The organism is Morganella psychrotolerans (genome assembly GCF_965118875.1).
Lineage (GTDB): Bacteria > Pseudomonadota > Gammaproteobacteria > Enterobacterales > Enterobacteriaceae > Morganella > Morganella psychrotolerans_C.
The window spans coordinates 1-11758 of sequence record NZ_CBCPJD010000030.1 but is presented as its reverse complement, the minus strand read 5'-3'; the positions used below and the strand labels follow the sequence as shown (position 1 = coordinate 11758).

15 protein-coding genes are annotated in these 11758 nt (G+C 51.6%); all 15 read right to left on the bottom strand.

The window, feature by feature from the left end; translation table 11 throughout:
• Positions 1–2235 (bottom strand): TipJ family phage tail tip protein (locus ACMHKJ_RS18975; RefSeq protein ID WP_413496367.1); only part of this gene is annotated, 2235 nt, incomplete at its 3' end.
• Between the two features lie 33 nt (positions 2236–2268).
• A complete protein-coding gene (locus tag ACMHKJ_RS18970) occupies positions 2269–2856 on the bottom strand; it encodes a tail assembly protein (protein ID WP_413496363.1) in 588 nt (195 codons plus the stop codon).
• A gap of 57 nt (positions 2857–2913) precedes the next feature.
• Complete coding sequence (locus ACMHKJ_RS18965; protein ID WP_413496361.1) at positions 2914–3285, bottom strand: hypothetical protein; 372 nt, start codon at positions 3283–3285, stop codon at positions 2914–2916.
• A gap of 49 nt (positions 3286–3334) precedes the next feature.
• Positions 3335–4042 carry a C40 family peptidase gene (locus tag ACMHKJ_RS18960; RefSeq protein ID WP_413496359.1) on the bottom strand — a complete coding sequence of 236 codons (708 nt, stop codon included), beginning with the start codon at positions 4040–4042 and terminating at the stop codon, positions 3335–3337.
• A gap of 2 nt (positions 4043–4044) precedes the next feature.
• A complete protein-coding gene (locus ACMHKJ_RS18955) occupies positions 4045–4803 on the bottom strand; it encodes a phage minor tail protein L (RefSeq protein WP_413496358.1) in 759 nt (252 codons plus the stop codon).
• Positions 4800–5138 carry a phage tail protein gene (locus ACMHKJ_RS18950; protein WP_413496365.1) on the bottom strand — a complete coding sequence of 113 codons (339 nt, stop codon included), beginning with the start codon at positions 5136–5138 and terminating at the stop codon, positions 4800–4802. Before ACMHKJ_RS18950 ends, ACMHKJ_RS18955 begins: the two co-directional genes overlap by 4 nt.
• Positions 5135–8410, bottom strand: a complete 3276-nt coding sequence (locus tag ACMHKJ_RS18945; RefSeq protein ID WP_413496356.1) for a phage tail tape measure protein — start codon at positions 8408–8410, stop codon at positions 5135–5137. The genes ACMHKJ_RS18950 and ACMHKJ_RS18945 overlap by 4 nt, the downstream gene beginning before the upstream one ends.
• 26 nt (positions 8411–8436) lie before the next feature.
• Positions 8437–8709 (bottom strand): phage tail assembly protein T, encoded by a 273-nt coding sequence (locus tag ACMHKJ_RS18940; RefSeq protein WP_413496354.1) that lies wholly within the window; start codon positions 8707–8709, stop codon positions 8437–8439.
• 23 nt (positions 8710–8732) lie between these two features.
• On the bottom strand, positions 8733–9116 hold the full coding sequence (locus ACMHKJ_RS18935; RefSeq protein WP_413496352.1) for a phage tail assembly chaperone: 384 nt from the start codon (positions 9114–9116) through the stop codon (positions 8733–8735).
• A gap of 3 nt (positions 9117–9119) precedes the next feature.
• On the bottom strand, positions 9120–9590 hold the full coding sequence (locus ACMHKJ_RS18930; RefSeq protein WP_413496350.1) for a phage tail tube protein: 471 nt from the start codon (positions 9588–9590) through the stop codon (positions 9120–9122).
• Positions 9591–9649: 59 nt separating this feature from the next.
• Complete coding sequence (locus ACMHKJ_RS18925; RefSeq protein ID WP_413496348.1) at positions 9650–9985, bottom strand: hypothetical protein; 336 nt, start codon at positions 9983–9985, stop codon at positions 9650–9652.
• On the bottom strand, positions 9982–10431 hold the full coding sequence (locus ACMHKJ_RS18920; RefSeq protein WP_413496346.1) for an HK97-gp10 family putative phage morphogenesis protein: 450 nt from the start codon (positions 10429–10431) through the stop codon (positions 9982–9984). Before ACMHKJ_RS18920 ends, ACMHKJ_RS18925 begins: the two co-directional genes overlap by 4 nt.
• Complete coding sequence (locus tag ACMHKJ_RS18915) at positions 10424–10747, bottom strand: phage head closure protein (protein WP_413496344.1); 324 nt, start codon at positions 10745–10747, stop codon at positions 10424–10426. Before ACMHKJ_RS18915 ends, ACMHKJ_RS18920 begins: the two co-directional genes overlap by 8 nt.
• Positions 10748–10758: 11 nt before the next feature.
• A complete protein-coding gene (locus tag ACMHKJ_RS18910; protein ID WP_413496342.1) occupies positions 10759–11061 on the bottom strand; it encodes a head-tail connector protein in 303 nt (100 codons plus the stop codon).
• 81 nt (positions 11062–11142) lie between these two features.
• A partial coding sequence (locus ACMHKJ_RS18905; protein ID WP_413496340.1) for a phage major capsid protein occupies positions 11143–11758 on the bottom strand: 616 nt, incomplete at its 5' end.

Here is an 11758-nt window from a genome sequence, read left to right as displayed (position 1 = left end):
GGTGTCTTCTGTGAACGGCCCGAATTCCCAGTTAATTTTAATACCGAAAACCAGTGTTGATGCACGGAAGTTAAGCGGCACCGGCGGATCCCCGACTTTGCCGGTCAGCCGGGTTTCTTCTGAATACCCCCAGCCGCTGGATATCTCAGCCGCATTGATTGCCCGGACGCGCACCAGATAACGCCCTGAATACACGCCCTGCACTTCAAATGACGTAGTTGAGTTACGTAATACGTTTATCCAGTTACCATCATCACGCCGCCACTGCGCTTCATAGGCGATGGCATTGTCTGCCGGTTGCCAGGTTGCCCGCATGGTTTCCACGCTGATCCCCTGCCGGATGACAGAGTAAGAATCAATAATGATGTCTTTCGGCGGGAACTGGTTGCCGGGCGGGATCACACTTACCGGGCGCTCATCGAGCACCGCGCCGGTATCAATCCGGTCATATTTGTCAGGGTCGTGCGCGGTGGCCGAGATGGTGAATGTGCCGTCGTCGTTCTCTGTCACGCTGATAACGCGGTATTGCTGTGCGTACAGGTCGTCAGATTCAACCACCCACACACATTCCGCCTCAGGCGCTTCACTGTACGCGGTGGTGACGGTGATAATGTTATCAGTGACCATCTGAATAGTGCGGGCCTGTGATTTACCGGACGGCAGGTTGAGCATCAGCCGGTCCCCTGCTGCGGCGTCAGCTTTACGGTCGAGGGTGATACTCCGCCCGTCTGCGGCACTGACGCGTCCGCCGGTTACTTTTCCGGATACCCACTCATCGGCAACCGCAATGATGTACCCGGGCTGCGGGATATTGCCGTCCATACCGACACCGAAGGTCACCATACGGTCTTTATTGTTGGTCAGAATGCCCCACCGTCCCTTACGGTTGGCTTCGGATTGCCGGCTGCAACCAATGGCGGTCATTTCCAGCTGATTAAAGCCGAACCGTGATACCAGCTCTGTTTCAAATACCGGCTCCATGGCATCGGAGTAACCATTAAGCGGATCCGAATACGATACCAGCGCAGAGGAATAACGGGCTTTGCTGCTGCTCCCGGAGTACCCGAAATGACCCTCAATGACGTTGGCTTTTGTGTAGCTGTAATCAATATCGCGCGGCATATCCGCCAGGGTGACAATCTGATTACCACCCCAGTAGGTCATGCCCCGGAAGATAGCGGCAAAGTCACGCAGCACGGTGTATGCCTCGTTTCTGTCCTGCACGTAGACATCACACACATAGCGCGGCTCGGTACCGCTGCCGCCCCTGCCGTCCGGCACCAACTGGTCACAGTATTGTGCAACGCGGTACAGCTCCCATTTGTCGATATTCTGCATTTTGATGCGGTCGCCAAGACCGAAGCGATCAGAAACGACGATGTCGTAAAATATCCAGGCGGGGTTATTGGTCCACGCCCATTTAAACGAGCCGTCCCACGTTCCGGAGTAGGCGCGGTGTTCCGGATCGTAATTCGATGGTACCCGGATAACGCGCATCTTCGGTTCACAGGTGATCTGCGGAATGCTGCCGTTAAACTGTTTTGAGTCAAACTCGATGTAGAGCAGTGCGGTATGAGGATAAGTCAGTTTGGCGTCAATTACTTCGGTGTAGCTTTGCAGCACTATCGCGTCACCGATTTTGGCGCTGTTCGCATCCGGGGTGATTTTACGGACGCGCAGCGTCCATGATGTGGCGGACTGCGGCAGTTCGATACGGTGGGTGCGCTCATAGCCTGAGGTGGTTTTGCCTTTGGCACTGCCGTCCACCGCCGTTTTCCAGCTCCCGCCGTCTGTTTGCAGATCAATGGCGTATTTTACTTCGTTGCCGGTCATGTCGCCGTTATCTTCCTGACGGAACAGTGACGGCCATTTCAGGCGGATACGGATCGCAGATAACTGCGGGTTGGTGAATGCGCGAACCCACGGAGTGTTACTCTGAATAACGGTACCGACATTAATTTCATTTTCAGCAGACGGCATTCCCGGAATGTAGGTTTGTGCCTGAGTGCCTGGACGGTATTCCCAAACCACGCCGCTGAAGTTCTCTGAGCCGTCATAATTCAGCAGCGGTGTACTATCCAGAAAGATATTTTTCCCGGTCAGATCACCGGCAAATTCTCCCTCACCGAGCGCCAGAAGTAACTTTGCTTTTGCTGTGGATTGTAAGTCGTCCGGCTGTTCTACAGGCGTGCGCGGGCTGCTGTCGCCACCTTTGCGACCGGTGATTGAGTTCATCATGGGGTTTCCTGATAAAAACTGAGAAAGGGGTTACTGCTGATCTTCGACGTAGATACCGGCTGAAATAATGGCACCACCTATGCGGCGTTTGCCGTAACCGATAGGAACAGGATAGCCCTGTGAAACAGTGTTAGTCGGGGATCCGAATGCGTATGAGGGCTTGTTTTCGCCCTGGTCTTTCATGGCGAGTCCGCCGGGCTGCGGGGACAGCATTTGGATTACGCCGCCGAGTGCCATTGCCGCACCCATTTGCATCATCGCCCCACCAACCGGTGAAGCCCACCCATACGAAAGCATAGAAACCAAAGCGCCAGCGACAACCAAAACGGCACCAAAAATAGTTTGTAGTGCGCCAGCTTTTTTACTGCCAATAATGACAGGTACAATACGAATGACATCTCCGGTCACAGGTAGCCCGAGATCATCTTTACCAATATTTTTCTTTCCACGGAATACGGCATAAGTCAGCCCCCGCGCCTTACTTGTATTTAAAAATTGCTCAACCCCCGGGATCGTACAACATAGTGCGCGGATTGATTCTGATGTTGTGCTGATGAGTCTCTGATGTACTTTGCCAAAAGTTTTACCAAGAACGCCACCGAGCTCTATATTTACCATTATTTCCTGTGACATATTCCACCTATAAAAAACCCGCAGCAGCGGGTTTAGATAATATTACTGATAACCACAACTATCTTTTCGATAAAATGGCATGTGCCAGGCTGTGTTGTTTTGCAAAATTGTAAATTCTGGTTTAGTTCCTACGTAGCCACCATATGAATTTTTTGCATTCAATGTGTAATCAACAATCCAACCAAAGTTTACCTTGCCATTAAATATGCACCACCCCTTCCTTGGTTCGGAGAAAGAATACACTGCTGACATAGGATCTTTTAAGCGGCTCTCCTGGTATGCTTTTACTTTTGCCTCATACAGTTCTTTACTAGGCTTATCACCGTAGTCAGCATGCTGCTCCTCTATCATTGTTGGTTTTGCTACGCAGCCAGATATAAATAATGCTACAAGAATGATAAATATATTTTTCATGACACCATCCAGATAATATAAACACATTGACAAGGGTATCCGTGGTTAATTATTTTGTCATGAATATTTTATGTCTCAGTATCATAACTGTGCGGTCGCGCCAGTACCCACCATAGGGAGCCCGCTGACTAAGGTGTCCGTATAAATGATGCAGGAGCATATTATCCGCCAGGAGGACGCCTGCATGGTTGGCGACTTTTGCTTGTACCTGCATCACGATAACATCGCCGGGCTGAGGATCTGCAACCTGAACAAAGCCAGCCGCCTGCCAATTATCGGCATAGCGGTTTTCGCCCTGCTCCCACCACGGATAATCAACACGTCCGTCAGGTAGGTGAATGCTATACTCCTGCCGGTAATAATCCATCACCAGCCCGTAGCAATCAGTAAAGCCGAGCACAAACAGTCGCCCCACCAGCGGAAGGTCGCCGCGTGGTTGAATGGTACGGATATCACCTTCCGGACAACTGACGATATACCACGGAACCCCTAGCGCATCACACTGCGCCTTATCCAGTTCAGAGGGTTGTGTGGTGGCGTCCGGGTGACTGTGAACAACGCCGGTCACCGTTCCCCAGTCTTCGGCGGCGGCGTAATCTTCCGGCGATAAAATAAAGTGTTCTTCCGGCTCACCGGCAACATTGCGGCACGGGAAATATTTTATAACGCGGGATTTTTGAGCGATCACCCCGCAGCATTCACGGGGATATTCCTGTTCGGCATGTGCAAAAATAGCATCCTGAATAGTTTTACGCATGACTATTTCCTTAATAACGATGTTCCCGGAAAACCACCGAACGGGATCGGGTTGTTTTTGCCAAAGCGCAGGAAGCAGCCGGTGTTCAGCATACCGCTGCACTGATCCTGTGCGGGGTCGTCAACCGGATTTCCGTGTTTATCGAACCAGCCGTTTTGCCCGGCATAGCTGCAACCGTCACCGGATTTATATTTACCGCGAATGCACCAGGTACACATAGAATGTAACTGGCGGGTCGGGATCAGAACACCTTGTAAATCCATCGGACTGGCTAATTCAAACTCAACGATTTCACCGGTTTCTGAGGGTTTGCTGTCAATGTAGAAAACAGATACCCGCTCCTGTGTCGGATCCGCTGTTGGGTTACCCTCCGGGAAATTGGCGGCATCGAGATAATGTACCAGCGTGTCATGTATCGTAACCTTTGCTTTCAGCATGTCGTCATAGGCAAGGCACAGCGCCGTGATCGACCCGTCCAGATTGGCAACGGATAACTTAGGCTGCGCGCCGGAACCGGTTGTTGATGCTTCCAGCCCCTCGATATGCACCGGCCACGCCCGGTATTCTTCACCTTGCCACCAGACAGATTTAGCCGGCAGCTTTTCGGCATCACCACCGACCGCCGCAATTTCGGCTTCGGTGTGCGGTATGTTATAGGCATGAAAGCGCAGAATGTCCGGCGCGCCGAACGCTGAGCCGTCAACCTCAAACAACCGGACAGCACTGCCCGGCTCCAGCCTTTGATAATCTGATGTGATCATGGTTTAAATGCCTGGGTAAAGGTGAGGGAAAGAGAGTAATTATTGCTCCCCAGCGGGGTCAGCTTCGGGTCTTCGCAGCGGTATAAGCCTAGCGGCTCCAGCGGTGGGCGCCACTGAAACGCCCGGATCCCGCCGTGATTATCAATGAACCGGCGGATTTCAGTGACGTATTCATCATTGCCGACAAACTCAAGTGACCATTTCTGATTGCGGGAATTAATACCATCACCAGATACCTGTTCGTACCCGTCACCGAATTTAGCCTTCCGGGTTTTGTAGGTTACTTCTTCAACGGGGTTTACCCGCGGGCACCATGTGAATATTTCTATCATTATCGTTTCCCGTATACAGCATTCCAGAGCGGCGTACCAGGCCTCTGAACCTGTTCATTAATTGTGGTGGTGATTTCAGATTTGAGTTGCTGCTTAATGCCTGATGTATCAGCTTTGTCCTGATTCCCTTGGGCGTTGGCGCTTCCAAAATGAATATCCCCGATACTGACCGGCATATAAACACCGGCGGGGCTTTTCCGGTTATTACCATCCGGATTATCACCACTGCCGGAAGAGTCCGTTGTTACGCGAACACCTAAAGAGCCATCAGAAGATCGTGTCAGCGGCATAATGGCTTCCGGTCCTGCCTCGCCCATCAGACCCGCCCCCTTCGCAAATGCAAAATAAGTCGGGCTGCTGACGACCTCATTACTGTAAGCACTGAGCCCCGGAGAGTCATAAACCCCGCCTTTTGCGTTTGCAGTAATTCCGCCAGCAATAAATCCACCTATTTCACCCAGCCATCCGCCAGCTCCCGACATAGATTTAATGGTGTTAACTATAGCGGCATTAACCAGTATTTTCTGAATGGATTTAAGCACTTCAATTGACCAATCCCGCCAACTGGCTTTGTTGCCGTTCAGCATGTCGGTGATATTATTCACCATGCCACCCATGGCATTTTGCACAGCGGAAGCGGTCTGTTCTGCATAGTTGCCACTCTCCGTTACCCAGTTCTCCATGCCCCGCGACACACCGGCAGTCCAGTCTGACTGGGCTTCTTTTATCTTCTGGTATTTCAGATTGAGCGCGTCAACTTCCCGGGTATACGCCTCAGTGGCACTGCGTCCCTGATCTGACTTTGTATAAACACGGTCAATCTGTTGTCTTTCATCATAATGACTGCGTCTGTTGCCACCCATTCTCCGTGTTTCATCAATCTGCTCAGCTTCATCACTGAATTTCCGGGCACCGTCACGCATGGCTTTCAGTGCATCATCCATTTCCCGCTGTTTTCTGACTGCCTCATCCGCTTTTTGGGTCCATTCAGCCAGGGCAACGGAGGATTGCCGGATAGCTTTGCTCTGCTCATTCGTCCATTTAGCACCGGATTCATGGGAGGCGGCGTACAGATCAGCCGCCTTTTCTCCCTGAGTAGCCCTGACTTTCTGAACCTCAGTGGCAACACTAAGATCGGCTATTTTCCGGCTGTATTGTTCCGCTTGCCGCTCTGCGTCTTTTTGCTCTTTGTTGTATGCGCTTTGTGCGCTTTTACCGGCCTTTAAGGCCTCGCTCAGTTTTTCCTGATTTTGATAGGCTGACACCTGGTTATCGATATATTTCAGCCTGCTGTCGATAAATTCCGGCTTGTTTGTTAACCCAATATCATCTGCCGCAAACTCTGCCTGACGGGTAACCCTGGCTTCACCGGTAAGCGATGACAGCTCTTTATCCCTGTCAGATTTTTTAATAAAATCCTGTTGTTTATCGCTGAGTACTGCGGCAGGAATGCGCATAGGACTGTTCACCAGCGCCTGACGATTGGTCAGAATCTGATTGCCTGCTGACATAATACGGTTGAATTCAGTGTGCTCAGCATTCACCAGTAACAGTGAATCACGCATATTATTCTGCGACCAGACCTGCTGTCGTATCAGGAAGTCACGCTGACTTTCGACAGCCTTCAGGGCGGACTGAATCTCTTCAGATTTCTTATTCAGATCATTGAGTGCGCCCTGCTCAACAGCGAGGTTAGCCGTTGCCTTCGCCAGTCCGCCGGCAAGATCTGCATCATCAAGAGTCCCTGAATATGCAGGATTGGCTCTGGCGTCATTTAGCGCATCAACATCCCGCTGTGCGCGGCTGACTTTTTGCTGTTGTTCATCAATAAGCTGATTTATCTCAGCCAGAGATTTCTTTGTTTTCCCGAAGTTGTCAGATGTTTCCGGAAGCGTCATTTTGCTCAGATTAATAAGAACCTGATCAATGGTCGCTGCATATTCACGGGCAGACTGCCGCGCCTGCTCCTGACGCTGATACATCGTGTACCAGGCTCCGGCACCCAGCATAACCAGTCCGGGGATACCACCAACCAACCCGAGCGCACCGCCAAGAAGTCGCGATCCGACAGAGGTGACGTTATTCAGGTTATTCTGCGCGATGGTTCTCGCGTTAACATTACGGGCAACTGATGCCTGTACGGCGGCAAGCCGCTTTTCCGCCCCTGCCTGTGCATCTGTTCCACGCGCGGCGGCCAGTGATTTTTGTGCCCGGTATTCCGCCGCTCTGGCTCTGGCGACAGCAACCTGTGTGCCGCGAACCTGCGCCTGCGCCAGTGCAACTTCACCTTTAGCGGCATTTGCCACCCCAATAGTTGCTCTGGCTACACTGGTGGCCAGTCCGCCGAAATAACGCGCCAGCCCGACACCAATCAGTGCACCGGCAACAGTCGCGATACTGTCAATGTTGCCGGCAATACCATTGAGCGCCCCGGTAAGCGAACTTGTGGCACCGGACGCTTCATTAGCGCCGCCAACCCATGCCATAAAGGCATTTTCCACTTTTTGAGATGCCATACTGACGGTCTGCGGTAACTGCTCAAATTCCTTTCTGAGTTGCTCCGTATTTGTCAGTATCGGGACGATTTTATCTGTCGTCAGCTGCCCGCTCTGCGCCATTTCACGCAGACCGCCAATTGTTGTTCCCATCCCGGCAGCCAGAAGTCTGGCTAACCGTCCGCCGTTTTCCATGACGGAGTTAAATTCCTCACCACGTAACACGCCTGACGCAAGAGCCTGACTGAGCTGAGTAGTGACAGAACTGGCTTCTGCCGCACTTGCACCGGATAGAATCAGTGAGGTGGCGATGGTTTCTGTTACCTTTGCCACATCACCTGACGCGTAACCCGCATCACGCATCGACTGGGCTATGCGGGCGTATAGATTGGTGTTTGCCGCCAGTGAGGTTCCGGTGCGCTGACTCAGTGACATCAGTTCCTGCTGTGCGCGGCTGAAATCTTCGGCAGACACAGAAGCGAGTTTCAGTCGCCCGCTTAACTGGCTCCAGGCATCGGCGTACCCGATCAGTTGCTGTGTGGCGAATGCACCTGCCATCGCGCCCATAACGCCGGTTACGGTACTTTTTATCGATGAAAGCTCATTATTCAGTTCGCCGATAGCACGCTTAGTCTCGCGGGAAGCCATTGCTGCTTTGCGCCCGCCCTGCTCCAGTGTCCGGTAATAGTTCTCCCCCATCCGTGATGCACGGGCTATCTCAGACTGAAACGAGGATGAGTCAGCAGAGATTTTAATAATAAGTTCGCGAAGCTTTGCCATTGAGCACCCCCGTTCAGTAAATAAAATCAGTTCTCAGAAATGGATCCAAGGAAACTTTCCAGACCATCACCGGCAGTGTCGTTGTCCTGCTTTACCCATTGCAGCATCGCGTCACTCAGGTTCATCTTCCCGCCCTGAGATTCATACAATGAAGAAACGATATGCGCCGTCTGTATGTCGCCACGGATATCACCAATCGGACTGATGCGATCAAATGCCATCCACATGGTTAACTCACTGGTACTCATGCTGCGGGTTAACTCATCCACTGTGCGCCCCATCCGGAGCGCCAGTGTCATTAAAAAGAATGTTTCAGGCCGCGCTACTTTTTTTCTGCTTCATCCGGGGTTGTCATTAAATCCAGCGCCTGTTTCAGCAGGCGTGCATGAACAGGACCGTAGATTTCCATCACGGTATCCGTATCATCGTCACTGAAAACGCGCTCTTTATCTTCATCCAGCAGCACGTCAGAGAACATCACCACATCAGCACGCAGGTTCCGCTGAGCCTGCTCTGCCTCTGATTTGTTCTCTTCACTTCCGGCGTCCGCGCTCATCAGTTCCCGCCATTTAAGCCAGGCAGCTGACGAAGGTTCGCGCAGAATAATGGTCGCACCATTCCACTCAGGAACCGTCACTGTCTTTGACCGGAATGCGTTTTTTGGACTGAGCGCCAGATCTCTTAACGATAGTTTTGAATTCGCCACTGATTATTCCCCCTTTCCCAAATCAACTACCACCCCGCCTTTAACCGGAACCGGCTTGCCTTTCATCCGCAGTGTGAATGATGCAGTGACCAGACCACTGGTTGCGGCGCTCCAGCTGTTCTGGCGGACTTCCGCAAGAAATGCATACCCGTTGCCTGACGGGAACTCCACTCTGAAAAGGTGAATAGTGTCGTTATCGTAAGCGGCACGCAGTGCTTCCTGCCCTTCATCCGGTGACCAGTTCCCGGAAACTGATACCTCGCCCGGGGAAGCCAGACCATTCGTCATTTCCTGCTCAGTGGAGCACAGGGTTGTGACGTCAATATCGGACTTTTGCCCGCCGGTATAACTGATCTCTTTCGACGCACAAGCCAGTTGTAGAAAATCAGCGGCAGGGATCGGATTCACCTCTGTTGCAGGTAGCTTGGAAATACTGATTTTTGTTCCCTGCGATTTTTCATATTTGCTCGACATAGTTATTTTCCTGTAAGCATAAAAAAAGCTGCCGCAGCAGCTTATGGGATGGGTTTTGTTTATTGCCGGACCTGGCATTCCAGCGTGGCACGGAAAAGCGCGGTATCTGTTTCATATCCCTGCTTTTCGGTAAAGCTTTCCGGAGAAAGCGGAGTGAGTGCAGCAATTGCCCACTCCCGGATTTGCCGCGCTTCATCTATGGTTTTCGCATAGATATCAATCTGGATGTTCGTCATTGTTTCGGCGCGACCACACAGCACGTCACCGATGACATCGTAATGTGAAAAAATACACCACGGCGGCTGAATGTTTGGTTCATCCTGCGGTGCCACATACGGAAAAACCTTGTCCGGGAGCACAGGATCAAGTAACGAAAACAAATCCGATTCTTTCATCCGCTCAGCACCTTATCGATAGCCTGGCTCAGTTTACTCATCGCCAGATCAGCAGCCTCATCCGCTTTACTGTCAAATGCAGGACGGATAAACGGCTGAGGTGCCATTTTTGATGTACCGTTCTCAAGAAAACGCCAGTAATAAGCATTACGCGGATCATTGGCTTTCATGGAGTTATCGCTGTTGGTTCCGGAGGCATTTGTGCCGCGCACATAGACACCGGAAACAACCTCTGAGTTGTTCCGGCTCCGCTGTCCGCCGGCGACAATATTGCGCACCAGTTTTCCCGTTCTGCGCGGAGCGCTCTGCCTGACTTCATCCCTCAGCATTACCGCAGCCGCACCTGTTGCCTCCCGGAGTACACGGGTGTTTTCAGCTTTACTGAGTGATTCCAGATCCCGCGCAAGCGCCGCAAGCCCGGAGAAATCCAGCCCCATATCAACCATCTTTAACCCCCTGTTTGCACAGCAGTTCAAGTCGGGTAAATTTCACGTCAGGGATAACAGACTGAATATCGTATACCTGATCGCGATATATCATCCGGCATGCAGCATTTATGTCAGGACGGTAACGCATCCAGACACGAACGGTGATTTCTGACATTTCCGCACCGGCAGTCAGTAATTCACGCCCGCTGATGGGTTTGACTTCTGCCCAGGTTGTTGTAACGGTGATCCATTGGTTTTCGCGCTGGCCGGAAGGTAATTTGGTTAACTCAGAACGCTGAAATGTAACCCGGTGTCGTAATCTGCCGATCTGCATAAAACCCACCTCTACAACGGAATAAAACGATACGGACCAAGTAGTGAAAAAAAACTCGCCGGAATTGCTGCGTTTTCACGACATTCATACAGATAACTTACGAAAATAAGCATAGCAACTTCAATATCATCTGAAATCAGCAAGCCATCGGGATCTGTATCCGGAATATCGCTGTCATACAGCGTCCGGTTGGTATAGTTTTCTGCCCGGCTTTTTGCAGCACCGAGGTACGTCTGAAGCAAGGTATCTTCAAGGTCATTGTCTTCATCGATACGGCACTGCGCTCTCAGTTTTTCAAGTGTCGGTAACGGCATATTTCCACCATTACCTGCGGCCGCACCGGACCGCAGGCACAAAAAAACCGCAATTAAGCGGCGGGTTCGGTTAAGCCCGGGTTATTTTCCGGCACCTTTAGCCACCAGCGCCTTAATCGCAGAGGTATCTTCCAGGCAGCAATCGAAGCGGTGGAACGCGAGGAATGCTGTCTGGTCAAATTCGGCGTAACGCTCCACCAGCCGTTTCAGCGTCATATAAGTAACGCGGCGGATAATAAAACGGTCAAAGTCACCACAGAAGATGAATTTTTTACCCGCTTCCGCACTGTCGATAGCCTGGTCAATGGCGTATTGCATCCCGAGAATGGTAGCCGGTGCGACACCGGTAATTTCCGGCAACCATAACGGCCGCTTATTACCATCTACCATTTCAGTGAGTGACTTCAGGGTGCTGTCATTAAATGCCAGACGGAATTTAGGACTGTTACGGTATGCCGGGTCGATGGCGTGTTTCAGGGCATTAATGTCCGTCCAGGAGATCGCTGCTGCTGACTCAACTGTGCCGGTAACAGATGCATCAAGCCCTTTCGGCTGAACGGGTGCACCGACACCGGTACCTTTCACCAGATATTTAGCCTCACCGCGACCAATACGCTGAGCGATACGGGCAGCAAGATAGGATTCGATATCAATTCCGCTGTCCTGCAACAATTCATTCGATACACGGATGATTTTA